At 44.5% G+C, this 26,590-nt stretch carries 19 protein-coding genes and 1 pseudogene; 6 read left to right on the top strand and 14 right to left on the bottom strand.

The window, feature by feature from the left end:
- Positions 1 to 55 precede the first annotated feature (55 nt).
- The 6 genes from KYS23_RS16950 to KYS23_RS16925 form a co-directional block, all read right to left on the bottom strand.
- Positions 56 to 1,258 carry an SGNH/GDSL hydrolase family protein gene (locus KYS23_RS16950; RefSeq protein WP_218419521.1) on the bottom strand — a complete coding sequence of 401 codons (1,203 nt, stop codon included), beginning with the start codon at positions 1,256 to 1,258 and terminating at the stop codon, positions 56 to 58.
- Complete coding sequence (locus KYS23_RS16945) at positions 1,248 to 2,546, bottom strand: putative glycoside hydrolase (protein ID WP_218419520.1); 1,299 nt, start codon at positions 2,544 to 2,546, stop codon at positions 1,248 to 1,250. The genes KYS23_RS16950 and KYS23_RS16945 overlap by 11 nt, the downstream gene beginning before the upstream one ends.
- 160 nt (positions 2,547 to 2,706) lie before the next feature.
- Positions 2,707 to 5,637 carry a glycoside hydrolase family 31 protein gene (locus KYS23_RS16940; RefSeq protein WP_232370665.1) on the bottom strand — a complete coding sequence of 977 codons (2,931 nt, stop codon included), beginning with the start codon at positions 5,635 to 5,637 and terminating at the stop codon, positions 2,707 to 2,709.
- A gap of 26 nt (positions 5,638 to 5,663) precedes the next feature.
- Positions 5,664 to 7,367, bottom strand: a complete 1,704-nt coding sequence (locus KYS23_RS16935; protein ID WP_218397453.1) for a DUF5597 domain-containing protein — start codon at positions 7,365 to 7,367, stop codon at positions 5,664 to 5,666.
- A gap of 99 nt (positions 7,368 to 7,466) precedes the next feature.
- Positions 7,467 to 10,367, bottom strand: a complete 2,901-nt coding sequence (locus KYS23_RS16930; RefSeq protein ID WP_218419518.1) for a TonB-dependent receptor — start codon at positions 10,365 to 10,367, stop codon at positions 7,467 to 7,469.
- Between the two features lie 61 nt (positions 10,368 to 10,428).
- A complete protein-coding gene (locus tag KYS23_RS16925) occupies positions 10,429 to 12,939 on the bottom strand; it encodes a glycoside hydrolase family 95 protein (RefSeq protein ID WP_218397456.1) in 2,511 nt (836 codons plus the stop codon).
- 273 nt (positions 12,940 to 13,212) lie between these two features.
- On the opposite strand from KYS23_RS16925, the gene KYS23_RS16920 reads away from it, so the two are divergent.
- Positions 13,213 to 14,478 (top strand): helix-turn-helix domain-containing protein, encoded by a 1,266-nt coding sequence (locus KYS23_RS16920; protein ID WP_159532584.1) that lies wholly within the window; start codon positions 13,213 to 13,215, stop codon positions 14,476 to 14,478.
- Positions 14,479 to 14,612: 134 nt separating this feature from the next.
- Here the strand turns inward: KYS23_RS16920 and KYS23_RS16915 are convergent, their stop codons facing one another.
- Positions 14,613 to 14,849, bottom strand: a complete 237-nt coding sequence (locus tag KYS23_RS16915; protein ID WP_232370664.1) for a hypothetical protein — start codon at positions 14,847 to 14,849, stop codon at positions 14,613 to 14,615.
- A gap of 236 nt (positions 14,850 to 15,085) precedes the next feature.
- On the opposite strand from KYS23_RS16915, the gene KYS23_RS16910 reads away from it, so the two are divergent.
- Positions 15,086 to 16,423 (top strand): MATE family efflux transporter, encoded by a 1,338-nt coding sequence (locus KYS23_RS16910; protein ID WP_159532582.1) that lies wholly within the window; start codon positions 15,086 to 15,088, stop codon positions 16,421 to 16,423.
- Positions 16,424 to 16,661: 238 nt separating this feature from the next.
- On the opposite strand, the gene KYS23_RS16905 is transcribed toward KYS23_RS16910, so the two are convergent.
- The 4 genes from KYS23_RS16905 to KYS23_RS16890 form a co-directional block, all read right to left on the bottom strand.
- Positions 16,662 to 16,907, bottom strand: a complete 246-nt coding sequence (locus KYS23_RS16905) for a DUF4235 domain-containing protein (RefSeq protein WP_159532580.1) — start codon at positions 16,905 to 16,907, stop codon at positions 16,662 to 16,664.
- A gap of 118 nt (positions 16,908 to 17,025) precedes the next feature.
- A complete protein-coding gene (locus KYS23_RS16900; protein WP_159532578.1) occupies positions 17,026 to 17,193 on the bottom strand; it encodes a DUF1328 domain-containing protein in 168 nt (55 codons plus the stop codon).
- 282 nt (positions 17,194 to 17,475) lie between these two features.
- Entirely contained in the window at positions 17,476 to 17,736 is a 261-nt protein-coding gene (locus tag KYS23_RS20610; protein ID WP_220100334.1) for a hypothetical protein, read from the bottom strand.
- Positions 17,729 to 18,910: an MFS transporter gene (locus tag KYS23_RS16890; protein WP_218419516.1), complete on the bottom strand. Its 1,182-nt coding sequence runs from the start codon at positions 18,908 to 18,910 to the stop codon at positions 17,729 to 17,731. Before KYS23_RS16890 ends, KYS23_RS20610 begins: the two co-directional genes overlap by 8 nt.
- 277 nt (positions 18,911 to 19,187) lie before the next feature.
- Between KYS23_RS16890 and KYS23_RS16885 the strand changes: the two genes are divergently transcribed.
- Positions 19,188 to 20,069 carry an ABC transporter ATP-binding protein gene (locus KYS23_RS16885; RefSeq protein WP_218419515.1) on the top strand — a complete coding sequence of 294 codons (882 nt, stop codon included), beginning with the start codon at positions 19,188 to 19,190 and terminating at the stop codon, positions 20,067 to 20,069.
- A 12-nt stretch (positions 20,070 to 20,081) separates the two neighbouring features.
- A complete protein-coding gene (locus KYS23_RS16880; protein ID WP_159532572.1) occupies positions 20,082 to 23,639 on the top strand; it encodes an ABC transporter permease/M1 family aminopeptidase in 3,558 nt (1,185 codons plus the stop codon).
- Positions 23,640 to 23,723: 84 nt separating this feature from the next.
- Here the strand turns inward: KYS23_RS16880 and KYS23_RS16875 are convergent, their stop codons facing one another.
- Positions 23,724 to 24,851: a toxin-antitoxin system YwqK family antitoxin gene (locus tag KYS23_RS16875; protein WP_218419513.1), complete on the bottom strand. Its 1,128-nt coding sequence runs from the start codon at positions 24,849 to 24,851 to the stop codon at positions 23,724 to 23,726.
- Positions 24,852 to 24,962: 111 nt separating this feature from the next.
- Positions 24,963 to 25,013, bottom strand: a pseudogene (locus KYS23_RS20975) (hypothetical protein); the annotation flags it as partial.
- 217 nt (positions 25,014 to 25,230) lie between these two features.
- On the opposite strand from KYS23_RS20975, the gene KYS23_RS16870 reads away from it, so the two are divergent.
- Complete coding sequence (locus tag KYS23_RS16870) at positions 25,231 to 25,674, top strand: DUF3010 family protein (protein WP_159532568.1); 444 nt, start codon at positions 25,231 to 25,233, stop codon at positions 25,672 to 25,674.
- 113 nt (positions 25,675 to 25,787) lie between these two features.
- Positions 25,788 to 26,120 (top strand): hypothetical protein, encoded by a 333-nt coding sequence (locus KYS23_RS16865; protein ID WP_013783016.1) that lies wholly within the window; start codon positions 25,788 to 25,790, stop codon positions 26,118 to 26,120.
- A gap of 102 nt (positions 26,121 to 26,222) precedes the next feature.
- Here KYS23_RS16865 and KYS23_RS16860 read toward each other — a convergent pair.
- Positions 26,223 to 26,590 (bottom strand): helicase-related protein (locus KYS23_RS16860; RefSeq protein ID WP_274608570.1); only part of this gene is annotated, 368 nt, incomplete at its 5' end.

Below are 26,590 nucleotides of genomic sequence, written 5' to 3'. Positions count from 1 at the left end.
TTAAATTTAAGATTTACGTTGCCTGATAACGTCTGACTGTATACCGGCAAGGCTATCACTGAGTTGAACCATCATCTGACCAAGCTGTTTTTTGACGGATAAAGGCGCTGAGTTTTTTCGCATTTTTTAGGTGTTGCTCTACTCTTGGATGCGCACCGTAGCCAGTATAATCAAATTCTATTTGGTCAATTTTTGCCCCTGCATCTTGCTGTTTTATTTGCTTTATAGCTTGGGTGACGTAGCCTGGCCATTGGTTGTCGCGTGTAATATCCATGCTGCCAAGGGCACATATAAAGTGAGCATCAGGGTGTTTACTGCGCAAGGTTTGAATAAATTCATAATAGGCCTGCGAGATTTCTGCAGGCGTGGCGGTAAGGCGTTTTTCGTTATCTATTAACCAACTGTCATTTTGTAGCAAATTCACCACAACGACGTGGGGCTGCCATTGACTAAAATCCCATTTTGAATCGTTATTGGATTCGGCACGCAGTTGGTCAAAATAGGCAGGCATGGTGAAATCAAACCAACTGACCAAAACACCAATGCCACTTTTAGCGATGGAGTGAAATTCTGCGTTCAGATCGCGAGCGGCAATGGCTGCATATGAGAGGTAGTGATTTTTCTCAGCAGGATTATTGTCTGGTGCATTGTGGGCGGCCTCATTACCCATCCCGACGGTGACTGAATCGCCATAAAAAGCAATACGCCGTTGAGGTAAAGGCGTTGGCGTCAGTAACTTGGCACGTGCCTGCAAAATTAAGCCTCCAATATAGCTGCCGCCTTCTTCCCCTTCAGTACGCTTAAATAACGTGACTTCGGTTACTGGTTTTTCAATCATGTGGCTTAAATCGTATTCGTGGGTACCTTTTTGCGCGGCCAACACGTAGGGGTAAGCATCCTGATGATTGAAGATAACATTATAATAATTCAGTCCTTTATCGTCAGTAAGCCGAAGGACTAACTTGGCGCCAGTAAACTTGAAACTCACACTGCTGCCGGGCCACGAAAGGTAGGGGCGGTTGGTATCCGTAGTGTCGATCCGGCCTGAGTATAGTAGAGCAGGGTGGCTAGCCGGAATGAATTGAGTTAGCGCGTGTTGTGCCGGCTGGCTTAGTGTAGTATCTGCAAGTGCTACTTTACTGAAAGCCGATTGACTCAACAGCACGAAGAAAATGGATGAAGCTACTAAACGCAACGTCTTTCTCAACCCCGTCTGCAGCCCTGTGATAAAAGCATCGTAAAAGTTATTAGCGTACATATTTGTCTACATATGGCGTTAGTTGTTGCGCCCAAATTTCGTAACCCTTAGCATTAGGGTGCAGTAAATCCGGCATGATGTCTTTGCTCAAAATCTTGTCTTTGGTTAAAAAACTAGCGTTAATATCGGCAAATAAAATGCCTTGATTTTTAGCCAGCTTTTTAAGCAATACGTTGGTTTTTTGATTGTTGATTCTTAGCTTGTCGTTGTCATCAGTGCCGCGAGGAAAAATAGCCAACAGCAATACCTTACTGGTTGGTATTTTTTGTGTGACTGTCTGAACGATCGCCTTTACACCATCATGAATAGACTCAGGCGAGTCCATACGGTGACCCGTATTATTGGTCCCTATCATAATTACCGTTAGCTTGGCGTTGAGGTTGTCGAGTAAGCCTTGTTCGGCCAACCACAACACATTTTCGGTGCGATTACCTCCAAAGCCTAGGTTGAGCGTACTGACGTCTGAAAAGTGTTTTTGCCAAACTGCTTGGCCGCTGTCTTGTTCCCAGCCATGGGTAATAGAGTCTCCCACTAGTAGTAATTTTTCATCACCAGATTGTGTTGTTTTTTTCTCTTCAACGCGGTTTGGCCACCATTCATCGGCCCAAAATGCACGTAGTGGTTGTGGGTGAGTGGTCAGCGTGTCTTGATTAGGGCAGTCAAAATTGGCGGTGCTTTCACGCGTTATGGTTATGTTGGAAAAAGAGAACTCGCCGGTGCCAGAGAATGTGATCGCAAAAGGTTTGGCTACGGCGCTGAAATCGGCCCTGCTAGATGCAAAACAAGACAGCGGAATAGCGATTTTTTGCCAGCCTTTACCTTCAAACTCCTTGGCATACGGCCACAGATCAATCACGTTATTGCAATTGTCACCACAATTTATGGAAGTTTGTAAATTGGCGCTCTTCATGTCAATACTATTGAAATCAAACGCTAATGTGCCTTTTTCTATGTACTGGGTTAGGTCAAGTGGGCGACCGTGCGACATGTAAACTTCGCCGTCCCACGCCTCTTCAAATTTAACCGTTAACGCGTCGTCTTTAAAAAGCTTGTCTGATGTTGTGATCGTAATGGTTTCGTCAGATAAGCGAGCGAAAGCGCCGTTCAGCAATTGGTTGTTGCCTTGGTTGTCTATAACTATGTGCCAAGGTTGCAAAGGACGCCCCTGATACAGCGCGATGTCTTTGTCGACAGGTTGGGCCGCATTGTCAACTTTTGTACTGCAGCCGTGTAAGGGCAGTACCATGGATGCGGTCACTAATGAGAGTAATGCTATTTTAATCTTCATTGTTTGCTCCAATTTGTTTCCTTTTCGGATCGCTCGGATTGCCCCGGCGACATTCTACAGCGCTTTAAAGCGTTTGAATCACCTATAGGTAACACGGTCACCAGCCCCTGTTCGCCCAGATTTGGCGTTGGTGGGCAAGCAGGGGGGGCAACACAGTCATCTACGGCGTTCTTGTGAGTGAGACAGTTTTACCTGAATAAGTGATTGTTGTCGCTGGCTTTGCGTCGAAGTTATCAGGCACAATCCCTTCTGAAATCCAACGAATGTGATAAGTACGGTTTTCTAACACACCTTCAAACGTGCCTCGCCTTTCACCAATAGTGAGGGTTTGCAGGCTTTCGTCGTAAGTCAGTGGAATATAGCTGTACTCACCGCTTTCATAGTCGTATGTTTTGCCGTCATCTTCGTAGATCTCGAACGAGCCGTCAGCGCCAGTGAATACATTGATGGTATAAGCGCCGGTTGGCTTGTCGTAAACGTACTGAATGTTTTCTCCGGTCGGGATTATAGCGCCGGCCTTTACATACAAGGGCATTTTGACGAGCGGTGCATCCGCTTTGATAGTTTGACCTCCGGTGTATTTCTCGCCGCTATAAAAATCATACCAGTCGGTGCCAGCAGGTAAATAAACGTCTCTAGTACGCGCTTCGTATTCGTATACTGGGTTGATGAGCAACGCTTTACCAAACATGTAAGCGTCGTTTAGGTTTATGGCAATTTTGTCTTCTGGGAAGTCCATGACTAAGCCGCGCATCATCGTGCCATCTTTGTGGTATATGTCACCCGCAATAGAGTAGATGTAAGGCATTAAGCGATAACGTAGCTTGAGGTAATACACCATACTGGCATAGGCCTCAGAATCTTCGTCGGCGATATTAAAGATTTCGCGATACGGATTTTGACCATGGGAGCGGAACAGTGGAACAAATGCACCAAATTGAAACCAGCGGGTTTGCATTTCTTGCCATTGTGCTTGGTATTCTTTAGCCATCTCTGAATAGTGTCCAACAAAACCATTCGGACCTGTCCTGTAGTGATCTTCTGGTGTAAAGCCACCAATGTCCATGGTCCAGTTAGGTACACCCGCTAAACTCACCCCGACACCTGCGGCAATTTGTTCTTTCAGGTTTGACCAGCGAGGTACTATGTCACCACTCCAAATTGCACTACCGGTGCGTTGAATTCCGGCAAAGCCGCTGCGCGTTAGGATAAAGCTGCGCTTGTGCCCGTCAGTTTTTCGTTCACCTTTGTATACCCCTTCGGCGTTGGGCAATGCATAAGAGTTAAAGAACTCAGCGCCGCTACCAACAGAGAGTTCGTTCATGTTCTCTTTGCGCTTCTGATAAGATAAGTTTGAATGTATATCTGGCTCTGAAGCATCTAACCACCAAGCGTCAAATCCTTTAACGTTCAGTTTTTCATTGAGTTGACGCCAAAAAATTTGTTGCGATTCCACGGGATACGGATCGTAGAAACCATTTAAGTAACCGGGCGCTATCCAGTCTAGGTTTTTCTCTTTCAGGACATTGTTGGTCAACATGTAACCTTTGGCATCTAACTCTTTGTAATTATCGGTTGTTGGATAAAATTTTGGCCAGATGGAAATCATGATAGTGGCATTTAAATCATGCACTGTTTGTGTCATTTTGATTGGGTCTGGGAAGTACTGCGGATCAAAGTCATGGCTGCCCCAGGCATCGCTTGGCCAGTAAGACCAGTCGAGTACGATGTTATCGATTGGTAGTTGGCGCGCGCGGTATTCTTTTAATACGTTGAGTAATTCATCTTGCGTCTTATATCGTTCGCGGCTTTGCCAGAAGCCATAGGCCCATTTAGGCAGCATTACAGATTTGCCTGTTAGGGTGCGGTAACCGGAAATAAGCGCATCTTTGTTTTCACCAACAACGACGTAGTAGTCTTTGGCTTTGCCCGTTTCAGACGTGAAAGAAAGACTGAAACGGTCATCTTTGGGTTGCGGGTCGCTGTGCGCTAAGCGAAAGAAACCGTCTTGAGAGTCCCAATCGATGTTAATCGCCACCTTTTTGCCTTTCTCCAGCTCAATTTCAGTGTTGTGGTACCAAGGATTCCAGTTCATCCGCCAGCGGTTGAGCAACTCTTTACCGCCAATTGACAATGTAGCGTAACCACTGTTGTACATCCGGAATCGATGTAATCCAGTGGCTTTGGCTTCGATGCTACCGGTCCATACCACTCGTGGTTGCTTAACGTGACTAACTTCCTGTGGCATTGGTTTTTCACGTACCGAGTTGTTGCTAAGAAATTTATAGTCTGGATCAGATTCAACGCGGCTAAAAACTAACGTGTCACCGTCGTAGTAGTTTGCTGTTAAGCCACCTGGGTTGCCGTTGGCATCGTATAAAATTAACTCTTGGCCTAAACCTGTTGCTGGTTGTGGATCACCAAAATTGGTAATCGATGCGTTGTCCCATAACACGCCGTAATTACGCGTAGAAATAACGTACGGAATGGCGATTGATAAGTTATGAGTAAGCAGACGAACTGATTCGCCAGCGTAGTTAATTTGCCCATTTTGATGTTGACCCAAACCGAAGAATCCTTCGTCGCTTCCTCTGTTCCACTGCTGATTAATGGCGTAAGAGTCGAAATCTGGGGTGATGGTTTCTTGCGTCACTGTGCTAAATTCACCGCTATTTTCTTCGCTAAGTAAGATTTCCCCCGCTGCATTTTTTACGGTGACTGTGCCGTTTATTAGTGACACTTCCGCCGTCATTTCTCGTGTTCTAAGTTGTAGTAAGTTGTTTGAGCGCGCCGTGGTAAATTGACCAGCAGCAGGCATATTCACAATCAGGCTATCGGCCACAGCATTAAGCTTGCTATGAGGAATTGCGGTGACACGGATTATATTGTCGGCCATCACTTGCAAGCGAACCGCTTTGGCTTGGCCTTGTGTGGGGGTCACAATCACCCCGTGCTCTATATGCTGAACGGTACCTGCACTTTCGACTTGTGCTGATGAAGTTTGCGTTGCATCTTTTGAACATCCTGACAATACAGTGATAGACATTAAGCCTAATGCGACACTGTGAGCGAGTAGTTTTTTGTTCATCATAATTAATAGTCCAATTTGTGTTCTTTTTAGTGTTCGTAAGTTGCCATTTTGATTTTCAAAATGTGGTGCTCTGATGTGAAATTAAGGCCCCAATCGGTTTGGTCACCGTTCCAAACCCGTTCAAATACCCATGTACCCGCGTCATCAAAATAACCCTCCTCCACGCGGTCGATCATAAATGGTAAGCCATCGATTTCGTCAGAAGGGGTAAGCTCAACGCGGCAACGAACGCCTGTGACCAAATATTCGTTTTCAGAAAGTTTGGCGATTAGTGCACCACCTGATGATGGGTCATTGCCCTTTGGCGGCGAAATCCAAAACATCGGACGACCATAGGTTACGGTTGCTTTCCAACGACCTAGATCGAGTTCTTGTGTATATTGCTTTGATTTTTCTTGGGCTAGTGCTGCAGATACTTCGGCGTTCCAAACTGCTTGGTCTTCGGCTGTGTTGAGTGGCTCTGCAACTCCCCATGTTTCAGTACTAAAGCTGAGTTCTGCCCACGTAGAAGACCACGATTCCATGAGTGCGTAATTGTCGGCAAATGGTTTGATGGTGGCATCGCTCATGTCTTTAGCGCCCAATGGAAAGTTAACGTAGTCGGTATAGTCCATACCGAATGGCGCAAACCCAATGCCTTGCTGACCGAGTGTAGAAAAGAAGTAGCGAGCGTAGGGTTGGTCGTTACCAATTTCCGCAACAAACAAAGGGTTGTCTGGTCGCGAATACAGCGCTAAGACTGCGGCCACGGTTTTATAATCCCTAAAATAAATATCAGGCGAAATCATGTCGATGTTAGGTGCCGCTACTTTCCATAAATCGATAACGTTGTCGGTTGGGCCTCCCATGGAATATCCCTCTCCTGGGTTGAACGGATTTCGCAACGCCACGTTTACGTTCATGGGCAGGTTCTTGATTTTTTTGCCAGCGGCCGCAATTTCATCTACGTAGGTGCCGATATGCCAAGCATGGAAGAACTCGTCGGCATCTTTGCCAAATACTTGTAGCCACGTGCCTGAGGGTTTACCTAAGGCATCCGTTAATTGTTTAGGGACTGCTTGCTCAAACACTTTTTGCGCCATTGGCGAAAAGTCACGTTTAGCGCCATAGGTGCCGACTTCGTTTTGCACTTGAACCATAATGACTTGATGTGTTGGATCGTTATCGCGTAAGTAAGTCATTAGGGCTTTAAAGGCCGTTTTATCTGCATCAAGTGTGCTTCTTGCCAGAGGGGACAGAGAGTTAAGGATCTTTCCGTCTCTAGTGATCACTCTCGGATATGTTTTGTTGTCTAACTTAACCCAAGAAGGCGCGTATTTAGGTGAGTTGTTTTTCCATGTGGCAAACCACAGTAACACCACTCTTACATCACGTTCTTTGGCCTCGGCTATCAAAGTGTCTAGGTAGCTAAAGTCAAATTTACCTTGCTCCGGTTCAATCTGCTCCCAAGCAACGGGAATACCGAGTGTGTTAGCGTGCATTTTGTCAAACACGGGCCATACGTCATTTAGTGCACTTGGATAGTTGGCTGAATTATTGGTTTGAGCTCCCAACAATAAATAAGGTTTTCCATCGACCTGAAACTGGTGGCGCCCCTCTTTGCTAATGACTTGGGGCAGGGCTCTAGTGGAGTTGCTTGGCGAGTCGTTGGTTACAGGTAAGGTACTTTGACAGCCAATTAGAATGAGACATGTTAAGGTTGTTGCCAATACGGGTAACTTTAAATTCATAACTTTTTAGCTTTAATAAGGTTAAACGAATTAATCTCAGTCACTACAGCACTGGTTTTGCCAGTGCTGTAGGTTGATTTCATATTCAAGAGGTTGAATCTAGAGTTCAAAGTTACCGCGAATAGACAGCGCATAGCGGACGTCGTTTGCGTGGAACGTTGAGCGATAGTTACCCGATGCATTTTGCTTAGTTTCGATTTCAGTTACCGTGTTCAATATGTTGTTGGCTTCAAGTACAACCGACAGGCTGTCATTGATACGGTAAGATACTGAGCCGTCTAAATAGCCCGCTGGGGCGTTGTAAACGGGTAACGCGTATGTACCGCCATCAATTCGGTTACCGTTGTAACCATTAGGTCCTACTGAAACTAAGTACTCACTACGCCAGTTGTAAGCAAAGCGCACAGAGATATCACCGTACTCATAAATACCGATGAGGTTTAATGAGTTTTCTGACAACGCAGCAAAGGGCTGTGTGTCGTATGTTGAGCCGTCAGTATCAACCGGTGATGCACTCAATTGTGTATCTGTACTGCTATCGATATAGGTGTAGTTTGCTTGTAGACCTAGGCCATTAAATGGTGCGGGAAGGGAGTGGAAGAAGTGGTTAACCGAAAGCTCCAAACCTTTGATATCGGCTTCAGCGTCACTAATTGGCCATCTGGCATTATACGTATAACCGCCAAAATCAACCTGTGAATCCAGCGTAACCTGGTAACCGGAAATATCTTTGCTGAAAAGCGCGACGTAAGCTGAACTGTCTTCTGCGTAATACCACTCTAACGAAACGTCAAACTGGGTTGACTCCATAGGGTCTAAATAAGGGTTCGTCGAAGACTCTAAAGTTAGGTTGTAGTCTTCGGGGCCAATTGGCAGGCACGCTGTTGCATCACCACTGTTACATTCATCCTTCAGCGATGCATTCAGGTTTATTGAGGCTGCAAGCTTGTTAAAGTCTGGCCGAGCCATCGCTTTAGATGCTGCAAAACGAAGTAATAGCTCATCAGACAGCTCTACTTTTATGTTTAAACTTGGCAACCAGTTATCGTAGTTGTGTTCGGCTTCAAGCGGTTCCGCTCCAGTGCCTGAACCTCCGAATAAATCAACTTCAGGGTAAGTTAACGAGCCATGCGCGGTGTTGTCGGTTCTTACATAACGAATGCCAAAATTACCCGTAATTGGATAGGAAAAGTTATCCAATGAGAAGTTAGCCATTGTATAGGCTGAATAGGTTTTCTCTGATTGGTTATTTTGCCAAGCTTGGTCATTCAGGTTGCGCTGATTCCAGTATGCCCAACCGGCCCAATCGGCGTATTCAAACCTGCTTTGTAAATCGTTAAAGCTGTTAGGGTAGTCAAGTGCGAAGCTGCGCAGCGGCGCAAAAATATTGGAAGGTGATGTAACTTCGCCGCCAAAGAAATTTTCAAATTCATTTAGGCTCAACGCCGAAGAGTCGGGATAGATGTTCTCAGTACCGCCTGTAATTCCGCCTTGTAACCATGCAGGCGCCAACGGACTCCAGTTGTAACCTGTGTCGGCGTTATTTGAATTCGCTGAGCTGTAACGCACACCAAACTTAACACTTTCAATAACGTCATTTTCTAAGAAGTATTCAACATCTACATCCGCGGCGGTCATGTCAGCCGTTTTGTCATATTGGTTGTCCATGATAAAAGCCCAATAATAATTACTTGGGTCGGCCAAGTGGGCGCTATCTGACATGATGACCGGCAAGTCTCCGGTTAAGTCTACGTCTAGGTAAGGAATGGTAACTTCCAACGCAACTGTTGAATCGAGTCCTTCAGAGGTGGAGTCAACGCGTTGAAGTGACGCGTCAATAGCAAAGTGATCGCCAGCATATTCATAAGCCAATGCGAAATCTTTGGTTACTGCATTTTGTACCGCTGCACGAATATCAGAGCCCATTGGCATAAAGCCACCCTGCTGCGTGATGCGCCCTTTTCTGAAGGCATTATTGCTGTCGTACACACTGTCTTCTGAGGCTAAAACACCACTTGGATCATTTTGCACGAATATGGCATCTTCGCTCCATGTCATGTCGTAGTCACTGCCGAAATAAGTGAAGGTAAACTGGTGATCTTGATTAGGCGCAAATTGTAACGCAACGTATGAACCGTTGCGTTCACGCTCGAAATACAACGAACGCCAGTCAGCGCCGCGTGGCAGATAAACGGTTTCGTCTTCATGACCGGCAATACCGGTTCTAGGGTGGAAATCTCTTACGTAGATGGAGTCGTTGCGAGTAGATAGTTCAGAGTGAGCAAAGTCTACGAGTAGACCAAACTTGGCTTCGTCGTTTAGTTCCCATGTATTAGAATAAAGAACAGAGTACGCGGGTTTCACCTCATCAATGATGTCACCGTAGTTGCCGGTTAAGCTAAAGGCGAATCGCTGACCACTCTCTTGGAAAGGTAATCGAGTAACGAGATCTATGGTACCACTGATCCCGCCCTCGATTTGGTCGGCAGATGGGCTTTTATATACGTTAACTGCTTTGAGCAGCTCCGGTGGTACGTCAGCAAAACTTAGCACACGGCCACCATCAGCACTGAACGTATTGCGCCCGTTTATTTCAGAACGCACTTGAGTTAAACCACGAACAATAACGCCATTACCTTCAACAGAGAAACGTTCGGGGTCGCCTAAACTCATGTATCTGTCCATACTGACACCTGCTACGCGTTGCAAGGTTTCAGTGACACTCCTGTCGGGTAATGCACCAATATCATCGGCGCTGATGCCATCCATAATTTTATCTGAACCCATTTTGACTTGTTGGGCTGAAATAACACTGGAACGAATGCCTTTTACATCGATTACTTCTATGTCTGGGTCTTCGACAGCGTCTTTTTCATTGTCTGCGGCGTAAGCTATGGTGGGCAGTAATAGGCCAAGTGCAGCTAACACACTAATTGTCGTTTTTGTCCTGGCATAACTTGCTAAGCTATAGGTTTTATTTTCTGGGTATATGTTTCTCATATATAAAATCCCTATCGATTTTTATTATCTACTAGGCTAATGGCTTTATCGTTGTTTATATTTAATTGCCACTGACAAGTAACTCGGTTACTTGGTCTGCAGCAGAACTAAATCTGATTTTGTTACTGGCTAAGCGCTCGTAGGGTACTGGTTGATTTAACCGCATTAGTGCAAACTCTCTGGCAAGCTCGCTATTTTGTATTTCTATTTTTCCCTTACGATTGGCGCGAAACACCGCTTTGGTGAGCGCGTTTTGTTGCCATGTCATAGCGACTTCAATATTACCTCTGGCTTTAATACCGGTTACGCTGCCGTGTGGCCATGCGCTCGGCAACGCCGGTAGTAATTCGATAGTGCCTTTATGACTTTGTAACAGCATTTCGGTCATGCCTGAGGTTGCGCCGAAGTTGCCATCGATTTGAAAAGGCGGATGATTGCACCAAAGATTATTTAACGTACTGTGCATTAATTGTTCTGATAACAGTTTGTGGGCGCGGTCACCGTCGTATAAACGAGCCCAAAAGTTGATTTTCCACGCCTTGCTCCAGCCCGTGCCACCGTCTCCACGCGCATTCAATGTGGTGCTCGCCGCTTGAGCAAGTTTTGGCGTTTCGGTTGGCGAAATTTGACGTCCAGGATGCAAAGCAAATAAATGAGAGACGTGACGATGCTGACTGGTTTTATCATCCACATCTTGTTGCCATTCTTGTAATTGCCCCCAACGGCCAATTCGCAATCCTTGATCAAGTCGCGCAATGGCTTTCGCTAATCGTTGTTCAAAATTATGATCTTCCAGCAACTGCGCGGCTTCTTTTGTGCTAGCGAACAATTCAGCGATGATTTGTTGTGACATTGCTGCGCCAACGGAAAAGTTGCCGTGTTCAGGTGAATAACTGGGAGTGGCAACTAACAAACCGGAGTTAGCGTCTTCAACCAAGTTGTCGAGCCAGAATTCACTGGCTGATTTCATGATTGGATATGCTCGCTGAGCCAAAAAGGTACTGTCTTGATTAAATTGATAGTGCGAGTAAAAGTGCAACGACATCCAAGCGGCCGCTTCTGGTTGCCAAAATGCAGTCGGCCAATCAATTAGGCCTATAGAACCCCATGGATTACTGTTAAGGAATACCACCCAACCAGAAGATTTAAATAATCGCTCAGCCGCTTGGCTGCCAGTCACCGACAGGTTTTCCACGAAATCAAACAAAGGGGGCAGGGTTTCTGGCAAGTTGGTCATGTTTGCCAGCCAGTAATTCATCTGCAAATTTATGTTCAAGTGGTAATCCGCGCTCCATGGTGCCTGGCTGTCTTTATTCCAAACGCCTTGCAGATTAGCGGGTAAGCTGCCCTTGCGCGAAGAGGCAATTAATAAATAGCGACCATACTGATAGTAGAGATGCTCTAACGCGCGATTTAGCGTGACGTTGTCAGACGGATACCCATTCAACAATTGATCAGTAGTAATAGCATCAAGAACGCTGCGGTGGTTTTGTTTTGAGCTAGCGGATTGGCTTTGCCCAATATCCAGACTGACACGATTAAAAAGTGTTTGGTAGTCGTGAAGATGGCGCTGTTTCAATTGGGGGTAAGGATATTTGTTGGCGGCTTTATATTGCTCATTAACTCGGCTAATTGCCGACTCGCCACGATAGTTTGGGTAGCTAAGCTGATAGTTTGTTGCCGCTGTGAGTTTTAAGGTCACGCTGTCGGCACCTTTTATATGTAATTGGCCATTAGAAATGTGCAGCGATCCTCGCTTTGTCTGTGCACTTAAAATTGCCGCATATTCAAGTTGGTTGTCGTTTAGCTTGCCGCTGACTTCAACGCTTTGAGGAAACGCTGTGCGTTGTGTGTAGCTGCGATTGTCGGGTACGTTAATTCGAGCAGAGACTGTAATTGCATTTAGGTCGGTTGATGAAAGGTGCACGACCAGGCTGTTATCGGGATAGCTTACAAAATACTCACGAGTAAAATTGATACTGTTTACTGAGTAAGAAACGCGGGCTGTGGCATTGGCTAAATCGAGACTTCTTTTATAGTTGGTGTAGCTGCCATGCGTTTTAGGAAAGCTGAGGATCAAATCGCCAAACGATTGAAAACTGCCATATCCTGTTTGCTTGTGTCCTAGTTGCTCAGACACCTCGCTTGGCGTTAAATTGAGCCGTTCTCTCAATTGTTGTTGTACTTTTTTGATGGTTACGGAGAAGTCGCTGGAATTCTCTGGAAATCCGTACTGGTAATCTTCAGAAGAATTCGGGCCACCTGTCCATAGTGTTTTTTCGTTAAATTGAATTTTGTCGAGCAAGGGCTGCCCTAATATCGCTGCGCCTACTTTTCCATTACCTAATGGCAGAGCGTCATTTTCCCAATGTTCACCGGGGGTATCGAAGTGCAACGTTAGATCTGCATGTGTATTTGCGTTTTTTGACGCAAATTTTTGGGGGACCGTACTTGCCGACGCTGTTGCTGATGCGCCCAAAAAGGTTAACCATGCACAGCATAAAACCTGAGCTAAAAACACAGTGGCGTGGGATTTGGTTTTGTTGTTAACGATAACCTTTATACTGTGCATTTCTTGATTGTTATTTATTTGTGAAAATTGTTATTCTGAGGATATTGTGAAGCCGCGAAAAATTTTAGTTCTATTGGCAAAAAAGCTGTTTCTGTGCGAATAGTTAAACTTTTTTATGCAAAAAGTATAAGATTTTTTAAAGTTGCATTAATGGTTTCACGCTGAATTTCGGGGAGCTTAATTTTAACAATGTCGTTGTCATTATTTGGTTCAAGCTGTATTACTTAAATTGGATGTTTATTAGTGTCTGGTTTTGAAAATGGTTAGATTAGGATGATTGTTTTTTTCAAAAAAGCGTTACTTGTTGTGATAAGCCTTTTAGTGCTAACGCTTATTTTAGGTTTTGCAGCATTCAATTCAGCTTTTTTGAATGAGCCTTTATTGTCTTCACAAAGTGAAAATGGCAAGTATAAATGGCGAGCCGTTCCGTATTCAGATTCTAAGGAAGGAGGCCTGTCTACGATTGAAATTGCTGATGACAATTACAGCCTTAATTTCCATTTAAACTTAGTGAGTGATGACCGAGAAGGCTACAGTCCGTTTGCTTTGGCGGAAATGGTATTTTTGAATCAAAAAGGGCACCCCAATACGGTTGACCTATCCAATTACGATTCTGTTAGCTTTGATGTTAAGTGTTCCCCTAACAATATTTTAACGTTTGCCTTATACACGGTAGATGAAAACATAACGACGATTGACGACCCGCGATCACAGCGAATATCCACGCGTTACTTTAACTGTAACGACACATGGGAAAAGCATGACATCGACTTGCACTTACTCGATACACCGGAATGGTGGTACAGACAATATAAGTCGGAGTTGAGTAAACAGGATTACAACATTCAAAAAGTCGCCAAACTCTCCTTAGGCAGTTCGATTCAGAGTCCATTGAGCGAGCGAGCCAACGTAAATGTAATGAACATGGAGTTACACGGGCGCGACTGGCGATGGGTATATATCTTTATTCTTATTGCAACGATGGCTTGGATTGGAACCTGTATATGGGTGCTTAAACTGCGTACTAAAGCGCTGTTAAAAGAAGTGATAGATAAAGTAAGAAAGGATCGCCCGTTAATCGCGTATCAGCAATTGTCAATTGAGCCGCAAAAGAATCGTGAAAAAAGCGCCTTGTTGAAACTGATGGCCACTGAATATGCCAATGCCGACCTTCAAGTAGATACTGTCGTTCAACGAACGGGTATTAATCGCAACAAAATAAATGAGATATTAAAAAAAGAATTGAGCCTGACGTTTAGCGCATATTTGAATAAGTTGCGCCTGAATGAAGCGGCGCGACTACTTGCTGATAACAAAGCAGTAAATGTGTCTGAAATTGCTTACACCGTAGGCTATAAAAACGTGCCTTATTTTAATAAGTTGTTTAAAAATGAGTACGGGTGCAGCCCCAAGGTATTCAAAGAGGCATGTGCCGATAAAAAAGAAGATACTGGCGAAACTGATACAGTTGAAGGCCATGCGATAACTCAAAAAACAGCGAAGACGCGCTTAATTAGAAAAAAACTCGCCTCAAATTAGCACAAGATGCGAAGCACGTTAGTGTTCTGATTTGAGCGATGGTTTACCTATAAAAAGAGTGGGGGAACTGCTTTCGCCGATCTATTTAAAGCCCTATCAATTCTTTTATAATCCGCTCAACTACATTTAACTATTTACTCGGTGGCAAAGCTTGCCAGTGACTCTATCCGTTCACCACGTTTGTTACCATCCATCACAAGGGTTTTAACCAGTCCGCCATCACTGTTATCAATGCCTTCAAAGCGGATGCTACTGCCGTTGTTGGCGAAGAAGTAGCCGTTGTCGGTATCTAACTCAAGATATAACTGAGACATAAAGCCTTTATCTGCGCCGCCATGGCCAAAGCCCAGAATTTCACCGTTTTCATTCATATTGATAAAAAAGCCTAAGCCAACATAAGGGCCTCATGGGTTGGCGTATTGTTGGTTAAAATTACCCCATCAATCAGTCTCCTATGTGAGTTAAACAATAAGGACGGCAGTGCCAAAGCGGCAGAACGCACTGCGACACTTCGAAAAGTAATTTTTTATTCTTGATAGAAAACTCTTCCTGTGGGCTTAAAAATCGGTATGTTGTTGCGGGTATTCGTTATAGCTGAGGAGCCGAAATGCAAGAAGCCACCAAATCTGAACCATCGTTGACGGAAGGCGCTATTGTCGGTCATATGGTGCGGCTTGCTATCCCGGCATCAACGGGCATGATCTTCAATACACTGTATAACCTGACAGATATTTGGTTTGCGGGCTATTTGTCCGATAACGCACTTGCCGGTTTATCCATTGCTTCCAGCGTTTTCTTCTTACTGCTATCTATTGGTATTGGCATTCAAACTGGGGCTTCTGCAATGATTGCGCCGGGGGCGGGCAGGGGAGAAACCCACGAAGTGAAAGGCTGGCTAGATAACGTTAGCGGCCTTGCCATCGCCTTTAGCGCGGTGTCGTGTGTTTTAGGTTATTTTGCTGCCCGCCCGCTAGTGGTTTTACTTGGCGCTGAACCTCATATCGAGCCCCTTGCGATGGAATATTTATGGGTAACGGTGACGGGTTCAGTAGGCTTCACCTTATCTTTCGGTGCGGCGGGCGCGTTAATGGCACTAGGCGATACCAAATCTAACCGAAATGCACTCATGATTGGTTTTTTTGCTAATTTTGGGCTGAACCCCTTCTTTACTTTCGTACTCGACTTAGGGGTAAGCGGTATAGCGCTAGCCACAGTGGTGATTAAGTTTGCCACCGCGTTTTACCTATTCCGCGTATTGATGAAGCGTTTAAACATATCGATAATGCCCACTTTTGATAAAGAGCGTTGGCAAAAGCTACTTAAACAAATTGTGCCCGCTAGCTTCAATATGCTCACCATTATTTTAGGTGGTTTTATTACTGTGGCACTAATCGGTCAATTTGGTAGTGAGCATGTGGCGGGGTATACCGTCGGGCTGCGCCTAGAGCAAGTGTTGTTACTTCCAGCGTTAGGGTTAAATAGCGCGGTAATGGCCATAGCGGGCCAGAATATGGGCGTAAATAACTACGACCGCGTGGCTGAAACGTATCGCAAGGGGTTATTAATCGGTTTCTTTATGGCGATAGTGTCTATTCCCGTTATGTATTTTCTATCGCCGCTGGCAATGAGCCTTTTTACTAACGACAGTGCCATTAAAAATACAGGAATAACGTATCTTAGAATTGATACATTAGCCTTTTATGCTTACGTGGTCTTGTTTCAAAGTGTGGCTATATTGCAGGCAATGCAAAAACCTATGTTTCCCATGTATTTAGGTATTGCGCGTCAACTCATTGTGCCCGCTTCAATAAATTATGTGCTGATTATAGTGTGGGGCTACCCCATGGTGTCTATGTTCTACACCATCGTTACTGTGGTTATTTTAAGCGCTATCATTGCATTCTTTTATACCAGAAGAGAGATAAACGGGTTTAAGTGCAGATAGCGCATGTAGCGTAAATAGTATTAAGAGTAGCTCAGCTGTACTAGCAACCAGAGGCGGGTTAATAAAATAGGCATTGGGATAAATAAGGTGATGTGGTGGTTACACGATGAATTGTCTTGTATTCAATCTTGAAGGTTTATTTAACAGTAATGTTATGGGGAACAGGCCGAAAATTTACCCAACGTTTCGATACCTCTTATAAGCGCTTACACTTTTAAGAGGTATCAATTTGGCAGTGTTATTTCGACTGGCGTTTGTCCAGTACATATTGAACGGCCATTCTGGCAACGCCTGCTCCAATACCTGACACTACAGCCCACGTTACGGCCTCTTTAAAATCTGTGTTTTCACTTCCTTTGTCTTTCGGGGAGGGGGCGTTAGTTACCTTTTCCCACGACTTTTGAAGCGTTTTTCTTGCTAGAATTCCCGCAGATGCAGCGGCAAGCCCGATACCTACGTTCGTAATGCGTTGTTTATTGCTCATAATGGTCTCCATTGATGAAGCGTAAATTAAAAAAAACAGCCATTCATCAAATGACTAATGGCTGTTTAATGCAGACTCTCGCAAAGTCTTAAAACCAATTTTTTAATTCGGCTTTCGTTTAACTTTTACCCCTGACCATATTCATAACAATTGAAATGATCAGTAGGATAACGAAAACACCGAATATGATTTTGGCGATACCCGCTGCAGAACCAGCAATTCCACCAAATCCTAAAACTGCCGCAACTAATGCAACTACTAAAAATATTAAAGCCCAACGTAACATAATGTATCCCTTCAGTTTGTGAGTTACGATTAAAGCTGCAAACCATAGGCCTACTTTGCCAAATTTTTTAGGTTATTGGTTAAAATAGCGTCAGAATGCGGCTTGTAGCCTGATTGTAACGAAAGAAAGGTAACGCGTTTTTGCGCAGTAATAATCGCAACAACAAAATTTGCTAACTAACTTACGAATAAAATTGTAAATATTTCTCAAAAAAAGGGGGCAACAGTCACCACTGCTTTTTGTTTGGCTTATATAGAATAACGAAGCGCATCGTTGAGGTTTTCAAAAGCAAAAACTTGGGGGTAATTCTACCACTAAACGTTGCTCTGTTATTCGCTTTAATAAAGCTTCTCCGTCGTTCATAAGACGCTGCAAACTAGATACGGCTGTGATGTTGAGTTCAATCAGGTACGCCAAACGGCGTACCTTTTGTGGCTCAAAGTGTGCCCAGTCGTTATCTAGTGGAAGCTCTGCGCCTACTGAAAAGTCGTGCGCTGCTAGTTTATCAAACGTGTTGGTATTGATAATGGCACCCTTACGCATTTATCGTAGTTGAAGCGTCACGTTTATCTAAGTAACCGCTGTACTTTGTTACCACTAACGCAGACACAGAAATAGCAGCGCCTATCCATGCGGTATCAGACAGTTCCATGCCCTCTACAATGGCACCGCCAACAATTGAACCTACCGCAATACCAATGTTGAACGCTGCAATGTTTAGCCCTGAAGCAACATCTACCGCATTTGGTGTGAATTTTTCCGCCAACTGCACAACATAGACTTGAAGGCCAGGTACGTTTCCAAATGCAAACGCACCCCACATTAGAATAGTAATCACTGCAGCAATTTTGTGACCCATGGTGAAGGTTAGGGCGAATAAGATAATGGCCAAAGCGCTGAAGATAATAGTGAGCGCGCGAATAGGGCCTTTTTTATCAGCTAATTTACCGCCATATATGTTCCCAACAGCAACTGAGACACCGTAAACCAGCATGATCAAGCTAATCGCAGAAGGCGCGAATCCTGATTCTTGTTGCAAAATAGGCGCAAGGTAAGTGAACGCGGTAAAGGTACCGCCATACCCTAGAATGGTCATTAGGTATACCAAGACTAAACGGGGCTGAACCAATACTTTCATTTGCTCGCCTAACGACGCAGGTTTACTCTGTTTTAAGTTGTTTGGCACAAGTAACGCACTGCCAATAAGTGCAATAGTGCCTAGTGCAGATACCACTAAGAATGTCGCTCTCCATCCAAAGCTTTGTCCAATCCACGTGCCAAGCGGTACACCTGTTACCAAGGCAACGGTAAGGCCGGTAAACATAATAGCAATGGCACTGGCTTCTTTTTCTTTAGCAACCAAGCTGGTGGCGATAGTAGAGCCAATTGAAAAGAACACACCATGGGCAAGGCCAGTTAAGATACGCGCCACTATTAGGCTTTCGTAACTAGGTGCCTGCCAAGCAAGGATATTACCGGCAACAAACAAAGCCATAAGACTTAGCAGTACATGTTTTCTGTTCCATTTACCGGTTAATGCAGTTAATACAGGGGCGCCAACAGCCACGCCAACAGCGTAAAGGCTAACGAGTAATCCCGCGCTGGGTAGGGTTACGCCAAGATCCGACGCTATCGTGGGCACTAACCCCACAATCACAAATTCGGTAGTACCAATAGCAAACGCACTTAACGTTAACGCAAATAATGCAATAGGCATTGTTAATCCTCACAAAAGTGGCTCAAAAGAGCCGTTATTTAAGTGCACACAGTGTGACGATTAATTTGTTTGTGAAAAACAGCACTAATAACAAAACACTTTTGCGGTTCTTGAAAATATAAATAGTGGGGCAGAATACTTTTTTGCCTGAAAAGTACTCTGCTCTCATTTTTATTGTATTGACCAAATTTCGCACTTTGTTACAAGTTTTCAATTAACATACAAGCCATTACGGCGTAGTCTGAAAGTTGAACAATATAAAACTAAAGGAATGTTCATGCTCAGTATTATCGGCCTTACCAAAACGTATCCAAATGGGGTTAAAGCCCTGAACGGTATAGACTTGTCAATTCCCAAAGGAATGTTTGGGTTACTAGGGCCGAATGGTGCTGGGAAATCATCATTAATGAGAACCATTGCCACGTTGCAAACACCTGACGCAGGCTCCATCCAGTTTGACGATATCGATGTTCTGGCCGATCCCAATGCGCTGCGCCAGCGTCTTGGGTATCTGCCACAGGATTTCGGCGTTTATCCGCGCATTAGTGCTGAAAAATTGCTAGACCATCTTGCGGTATTAAAAGGAATAAACAGTAAGTCAGACCGCAAAGAGGCGGTAGAAAGCCTATTAGTTCACACAAACTTATGGCAACACAGAGATAAAGCTGTGAGTGGTTATTCTGGTGGTATGCGTCAGCGCTTTGGTATTGCTCAGGCGTTACTTGGCGACCCCGACCTTATTATCGTTGATGAGCCTACGGCGGGACTTGATCCTGAAGAGCGTAACCGGTTCCATAATTTGCTGGTAAGCCTAGGTGAAGAGAAGGTCATCATATTATCTACTCACATTGTTGATGATGTGTCTGAACTTTGCCCGAAAATGGCGGTGTTGGGGCAGGGGCAAATCTTAATGGAAGGCAACCCAATAAGCCTGACACACGAACTGGCAGGGCGCATCTGGCGCAAACAGGTTAGCCAAGAAGAGTACCGCGAACTCGAACAGCACCTTAATATTATCTCGGCTCGTCTAATTGCCGGAAAGCATGTTATTCATGTTATTGCAGACACACCGCCAGAGGGCTTCGAACAGGCGCCGGCTAACCTAGAAGACGTATATTTCTCTACGCTGCATAACAGCCGCGCTGCGACTGCTGCGTAAGGGAGAATAACGATGTTTTTGAACAGCCTCACTTTTGAATGGCGATATTATCTTCGCCAACCCTCATTTTACGTCACCATGCTGGCGTTTTTCCTATTGCCCTTTATGGCGACAACCACCGACAATGTGCGTATTGGTGGCGGTGGTAACGTACTCTATAACGGCTCGTTTGCTATCACTCAAACCACGCTAATCATGAGTATTTTTGCGTTATTCCTGCTGGTTAACTTTGTTTCCGGTACGGCTACACGCAATCACTCCAGCAACATGGGCGAACTAGTCTATACGCGACCCATTACACCGCTGCCGTATCATTTAGGCCGTTTTTTTGGCGCCTATCTGGTCAGCCTTTGCGTATTTGCTATGGTCCCCATCGCTATTTTATTAGGCTCGTTGATGCCTTGGATAGATCAGGAACGGATAGGGCCCACGAACTTAAGCTTCTATTTGACCACCTTTTTCTACTTCTCAGTGCCCAGCATGCTTGCATTGGGAATGATATTTTACGCTATTGCCCAGCGCCTTCGCTCAATGATGGCGGCGTATCTGGTAGCCATGGGGATCTTTATTTTTTACCTTATAAGCGGAGTGGTAACGTCTGAGCCGGAATTCCGCACTATCGGTGCACTGTTAGACCCATTTGGCCTGCGCACCTATGGAGAGGTAACCCGTTATTGGACCGTATTTGATAAGAACACCGCGGTTGTGTCGTTAGAAGGTGTGTTGTTACAAAACCGTTTGATTTGGCTTGGCATAGGCGCGGTTATTTTGGCAACCGTCGGCAGCATTTATCAAATGCGCTGGCAGCAGAAAGCCCGTAAAGAGAAGCCCACAAAAGCATCAAAAATTCCACCACCACAAAGCCTGAACCTAACCATAAAATCGCAGCATGGCGAACAGCTTAGTAAGTTACTAACCCGTATCGGCTTCGAAATGCGCCAAGTAATGTTTAGCCCTGCGCTGCTTGTGCTAATGATATTCACGCTGTTCAACCTTACTGCGTTGTACTTCGTGCCTATTGGGGGCATTTACGGCACTTCAAATTGGCCGTTGACTTACAAGATGGTCGAATTCATTCGCGAAAGTTACGGGCTGATGATGCTTATCGTCATCACCTACTATAGTGGTGAAATTGTCTGGCGCGAGCGTGGATCGGGGATGGGCGATATTATCGATTCTACACCTGCGTTTAACCTTGTGTTCTGGGTATCTAAGCTGCTTGCGATGTGGGCAGTAACCGCTTTGCTGTTCGCAATTGGTATTGCTTTTGCGGTCATTTATCAGGCTACGCAGGGCTACTTTGATTTTGATTTCGGCACCTATCTAATTGGGATCTATTTTGTGTCCTGGGTACCGTGGGCGCTACTGGCCGTGTTGGCATTCTTTATTCAGGTGTTAAGCCCGAATAAATTTGTGGGTATGCTGCTGTTTGTGGCTTACTTCATTATTAGCTTAGTGTTTGCTGAGCTTGGGCTTGAGCATAATATGTGGAGCTTTAGTGACGCCCCACAAGTGCTGTACTCAGACTTAAACGGCTGGGGCTGGTTCTTAGGGCCATTTGCTTGGTATATGCTTTACTGGAGCGCGCTATCGCTGGCTCTTTTCACTGTAGGTTATGCCATGTGGCAGCGCGGGCCGGAAGTTTCACTAAAACACCGTTTCAAGCTACTGGGTTATCAGTTAGGTACTTCCGGAAAAACGGTGTTGGCGGCAAGCCTCATCGTATTCGTGCTTACAGGTGGCTACATTCATTATAATACCAAGGTAGTGAATACGTATCTTACACAAGATGAAGGTTTCGAGTTACAGGCTGAATACGAACGGCAATTCGCTCAGTACGAGGACGATTTCATTCCGGTGGTAACCCGTGTTAATGCGAATGTTGATATTTATCCCGAAGCCCGCCGTGTCGAAGTATCTGCAGACATTACAGTAAGCAATCCATTTAATGAGCCCATTTCGCGCACCCTAATTTCCGTGCCTCAATTCACTACTGAGTGGGGTATCGTTATTCCCGGCGCGCAAGTTAGCGAACGTTTCGACTCACTCTCTGCAGCATGGATGACGTTTGAAGAGCCTTTGATGCCAGGCGAAACCCGAACCGGAACCGTGTCAGTATTGCGTGAGCATAAGGGCTTTAAAGACGGTAACTTCGATCTTCAAGTGGCTGAAAATGGGACTTTCATCGACAATTACTCGCTGTTTCCTTCTTTCGGGTTCAATCCACAATACCTGATTGCAGATAGGCACGAGCGACGCAAGCGCGATCTGCCAGAACGCCCTCGTTCATATCAATTGGAAGATTCCTCACGCTACGCTGAAAGTGGCTTTGGTAAAGGCGTAACCTTTATCGACTTTGAAACTACCGTGTCTACTAGCAGCGATCAGATTGCTATCGCACCTGGTTACTTGCAAAAAGAGTGGCAGGAGAACGGGCGTCGCTATTTTCATTATAAAATGGATGCCCCTATCGTGAATTTCTTCTCATACCTCTCGGCACGCCATGACGTTAAAAAGGACGCTCACAACGGTGTAAATATCGAGGTGTATTATCACCCAGAACATAACTGGAACGTGGATGTGATGGTACAAAGTGTGAAGGATTCACTGGATTATTTCACCAACGCCTTTGGCCCTTATCAACACCGACAGATGCGCATTATAGAGTTTCCAGGTTATCGCTCGTTTGCACAGAGCTTTGCTAATACCGTGCCGTACTCGGAGGAAATTGGTTTTATCGCGGATTTGCGCGACCCGGAAGATATAGACTACGTGTACTATGTTACGGCACATGAAGTTGCACACCAGTGGTGGGGACATCAGGTAGGGGCGGCGAATGTGCAGGGGCAGTCTATTATCATTGAAAGTTTGTCTCAGTACAGTGCCATAATGGTGCTGCGTGAACGCTTTGGCGAAGACAAGATGCGCCGCTTCCTTAAATACGAACTCGACCGTTACTTACGCGATCGCGGCAGCGAGCTTATTGAGGAAATGCCGTTCATGCGTAGTGAGAACCAGCAGTATATTCACTACCGCAAAGGCTCGGTAGTCATGATGGCTATTCTCGACCGTTTAGGGGAGGAACGTGTTAATACCGCGCTTAAAAACTTCTTAGAGGAGTATAAGTTCAGTGATAACCCGTATCCGACTACGCTAGATCTTCAAGCTGCGCTAAACGCCCAGGCCACAGAAGAAGAGCAGCAGTTTATTGCCGATTTGTTTGAGCGCATCACGCTATATGACTTGAAAATGTTGTCAGCAGACGCAGAACAAACCAGCGACGGTAAGTTCGAAGTGACCATGACCGTTGCGGCTGCGAAATTTGAGGCTGATGGCGCGGGGCGTGAGACTGAAGGCGCAGTGAATGAGTACATCGATATCGCGTTGTTTAGCGGCGATCCCGAGGACGTGTCTGGCGACACCAAAGTGCTTTACAACCAGAAGCACAAGCTCGTTAGCGGAGAAAATACTTTTACCGTTACGGTGGAAGAAAAGCCTGCCTATGTGGGGGTAGACCCCTTCGTGAAAATGATCGACAGGGACAGCGGCGATAACGTAATTCAACTTTAAGTAATAGATGTGGAATAAAAGGGGGCAGAGTACATTACTAATAAAAAAGTACTCTGCCCCTATTTTTTCGACGCCATTTTTTCATTAATCACAATTAATAACTTGCGTATAATCTTTATAAAACTCGTCCTCTAGCGCCACTTCTGAGAATCCATATTCATCATCCTGATACCGTCTTTCCACTGAGCCAGACCAATTGAACGTATTAGTTTCGAGATAAACGAAGTAAGCACTGGCTTGGGTTTCTAAAATCTTTTTAGTTGAGTTGGGAGCTATGCTTATCCAGCCTTCGATTTGCCAATCGTCCTCTACAAAAGTAAGAACAGATAAAGTTTCATCGCATAAATTTTTCACTTTTATCGTATTGAAAAGGTTATTTGCTGCTTTGATTAACTCACCGTTGTCGTATTTCCCATAAATTGTTTTTCCATGTGCTTCATCATATAGCTGCCACACGCCGTGCATCTCATTGGCTAAATACTTTCCTGCTTTTAAAATTCTGCCATTTTCATCGAGCTTTTGATATTTTCCTGACTTGTATTCATTTATATAGGTAGTTTCTTCGGCTAAGTTACCATTTGAATGGTACTCATAATATCTCCAAATACCCTTCTTGAAACTTATAAGGCCGTTGCCATCGAAGTCTTCCTGAGAATAGTATCCTCGCTCTGCTAATTGGCCATCCTCGTAGAATTTTACATAAAGGCCGCTTTTTAAGCCGTTGTAGGTCTCTGTATGAGTTTTTTGTTGGCCATTGCTGTAAAACGTGTTCACCTCGCCTGGGCCAATTTCTTCTCCGTTCTTGACGGTGTATTTTTTTAAAATTTCGTTGTTAGGCGTTAGATACAGAAATTCCCCTTCTTCCTCCCCATCAACAAAACTGCCTTTAACAGCGATATTACCGTTTGGATGATAGTCAACGAAGGTGCCTGATGTATTTTGACTGATAAATTGTTCGGCAAACATCTCGGCGTTATACATGATGTAATGAAGATGTTTTCTTTCATTATCAAACTCTATTGTACCTTCAGTTTTAATTTTACGGTTGCTGTAATATTCCTTGAAAGTAAATTGCGGCAACGTTGACGACCCTGTAATGCGTGTGTGTATATCGCCATTTTCATAATACTCATTAAATACGAAGTCACCCAGAAACTTTCCATTTTCAATGGTAAAGCTTCTCGACAGTAAACCGGGGGCGACATAATCCACTACTGTGAAGTTCTCATACCCCGGTTTTTCAGGAACGGTAACTAACCGAGTTTCTAGTTCACCGTTTTCAAAATATCTTCTGTAGTTGGCTATAATATCGTCATTTTTTTCTATATAAAATCCTTCGAACTGGAGTTGACCATTATCATGGTATTCCCTTTCTACTTCTTGCGCGTAAGTAAAACAGTCTTAAAGACAGCTTAATAAACGTTCAAACCCATTTATGATTTTAAAATTGAGCGAGTAAGTGATTTGATAGGAAGCCATCTGCTGCCATTTTCATAGCAAAAATTATGATGTTGGCAAAGAAAGCTGAGTGTTGATAAATATCATTAGCAAAACACGCTATAATGGCTGATAAATGTAAATAGGAATGAATATGAAAGTCTGTGGTGTAGATTTAAAAGGTAACGAAGCGAATGTGTGTCTATTGTCGTTAATAGATGGTTTGTTTCATGTTCCCGACTGCCGTACACGCCGGTTAACGTTAGCCGATACCAGTGCTAAAGGGCTCAAAAGCTTTCAAAGTACTTTCGCTAAACTTGTTGCCGACTACAAAATTGATGCTGTGATAATTCGCCAGCGTCAAAGCAAAGGTAAATTTGCTGGAAGCGCTATTGGCTTCAAATTAGAAGCGGTTATTGAATTGATTGAAGGGTTAGATGTTGTTGTATTTAGCTCAACTGATATTAAAGAGTCTATACGCAGAAACCCAATTGCAGTGCCTTTTGCCGAAACGGGTTTGAAGCAGTTTCAAGAACCTGCCTTCACTACCGCTTATGCATGGTTAATGCATAACGAATACGCTTCGCAAGCAGAATAGAATAAAAGGAGCCGGGTACATTACTTTTTCAAAAATATTCGACTCCTTTATTTACACTGGCAATATGGTCTGAATTTGCTGATAATCAAATTTTTAAACTATTCAAAGATATAATGGAAACTCGACTCCCTCTGTACAAAAAATTGTTGGTGATGTGTCGTATTGAACCTGGCTGCCTTGGCCCGCAAGGAGCAGACTATGTCGAGGAATTTTGTGTTTTTGCAAAACAAAAACTGAAAGACAACCGCGGTCATTGTTTGCGTTGGGTTGTGAAACCCCGTTACGATAAGTCACTTCCTGAGCTAGAATTTCAAATGAAAAACATTACTGTGTCGCGTGAGAATGCAGACAAGTATATGAATAGTTTTGATATCGATATTGATGTTTTCGAAGAAGAGTTGGAAGAGACCCTTGCCGATTTAGTTGATGTGTTTTTTGAGCGATGAAAGTGCTGAAATAATGGGGGCAGGGGACATTCCTTAACGTAGGTTATCTAAAGTGTACTATCTGTTTAACGTACTCAGACTCCATTATTTCCTTTTCCTGAACTAGCGGCGCTTTCTACGACCTTTTGAACGGCCTTTACCCTTTGGTTTATCGTCAGCTTCAAAATTTCCGTATAAGTCTTCTTCTACCTTAGCAGCAGGAGGCTTAGGTTTTGGCTTTGGCGTAAACCCAGTAATAAATGTCTTTTTAAATTGCCTGCCAAGAAGACGTTCGATTGATTTCAATTGTTTGGCTTCATCGTCGCTGAAAAGTGATATCGCTAAGCCCTTTGACGATGCTCTACCCGTGCGTCCTATTCTATGAATATAGTCTTCAGCTACATAGGGGAGGTCAATATTAATCACGCATGGCAATTGCTGAATATCAATGCCTCTAGCGGCTAGGTCTGTTCCAATAAGTACTTTAATAG

It is taken from the genome of Alteromonas lipotrueae (genome assembly GCF_019249255.1).
In the GTDB taxonomy this organism is placed as follows: domain Bacteria; phylum Pseudomonadota; class Gammaproteobacteria; order Enterobacterales; family Alteromonadaceae; genus Alteromonas; species Alteromonas lipotrueae.
This window is presented reverse-complemented; position numbering and strand designations above follow the sequence as displayed.

What these genes read in the sequence shown, in the direction of transcription:
- KYS23_RS16950 (WP_218419521.1), bottom strand. Translation starts at nt 1,258, where the DNA reads ATGTACGCTAATAACTTTTACGATGCTTTTATCACAGGGCTGCAGACG.
- KYS23_RS16945 (WP_218419520.1), bottom strand. Translation starts at nt 2,546, where the DNA reads ATGAAGATTAAAATAGCATTACTCTCATTAGTGACCGCATCCATGGTA.
- KYS23_RS16940 (WP_232370665.1), bottom strand. Translation starts at nt 5,637, where the DNA reads ATGATGAACAAAAAACTACTCGCTCACAGTGTCGCATTAGGCTTAATG.
- KYS23_RS16935 (WP_218397453.1), bottom strand. Translation starts at nt 7,367, where the DNA reads ATGAATTTAAAGTTACCCGTATTGGCAACAACCTTAACATGTCTCATT.
- KYS23_RS16930 (WP_218419518.1), bottom strand. Translation starts at nt 10,367, where the DNA reads ATGAGAAACATATACCCAGAAAATAAAACCTATAGCTTAGCAAGTTAT.
- KYS23_RS16925 (WP_218397456.1), bottom strand. Translation starts at nt 12,939, where the DNA reads ATGCACAGTATAAAGGTTATCGTTAACAACAAAACCAAATCCCACGCC.
- KYS23_RS16920 (WP_159532584.1), top strand. Translation starts at nt 13,213, where the DNA reads ATGATTGTTTTTTTCAAAAAAGCGTTACTTGTTGTGATAAGCCTTTTA.
- KYS23_RS16915 (WP_232370664.1), bottom strand. Translation starts at nt 14,849, where the DNA reads ATGAATGAAAACGGTGAAATTCTGGGCTTTGGCCATGGCGGCGCAGAT.
- KYS23_RS16910 (WP_159532582.1), top strand. Translation starts at nt 15,086, where the DNA reads ATGCAAGAAGCCACCAAATCTGAACCATCGTTGACGGAAGGCGCTATT.
- KYS23_RS16905 (WP_159532580.1), bottom strand. Translation starts at nt 16,907, where the DNA reads ATGAGCAATAAACAACGCATTACGAACGTAGGTATCGGGCTTGCCGCT.
- KYS23_RS16900 (WP_159532578.1), bottom strand. Translation starts at nt 17,193, where the DNA reads ATGTTACGTTGGGCTTTAATATTTTTAGTAGTTGCATTAGTTGCGGCA.
- KYS23_RS20610 (WP_220100334.1), bottom strand. Translation starts at nt 17,736, where the DNA reads ATGCGTAAGGGTGCCATTATCAATACCAACACGTTTGATAAACTAGCA.
- KYS23_RS16890 (WP_218419516.1), bottom strand. Translation starts at nt 18,910, where the DNA reads ATGCCTATTGCATTATTTGCGTTAACGTTAAGTGCGTTTGCTATTGGT.
- KYS23_RS16885 (WP_218419515.1), top strand. Translation starts at nt 19,188, where the DNA reads ATGCTCAGTATTATCGGCCTTACCAAAACGTATCCAAATGGGGTTAAA.
- KYS23_RS16880 (WP_159532572.1), top strand. Translation starts at nt 20,082, where the DNA reads ATGTTTTTGAACAGCCTCACTTTTGAATGGCGATATTATCTTCGCCAA.
- KYS23_RS16870 (WP_159532568.1), top strand. Translation starts at nt 25,231, where the DNA reads ATGAAAGTCTGTGGTGTAGATTTAAAAGGTAACGAAGCGAATGTGTGT.
- KYS23_RS16865 (WP_013783016.1), top strand. Translation starts at nt 25,788, where the DNA reads ATGGAAACTCGACTCCCTCTGTACAAAAAATTGTTGGTGATGTGTCGT.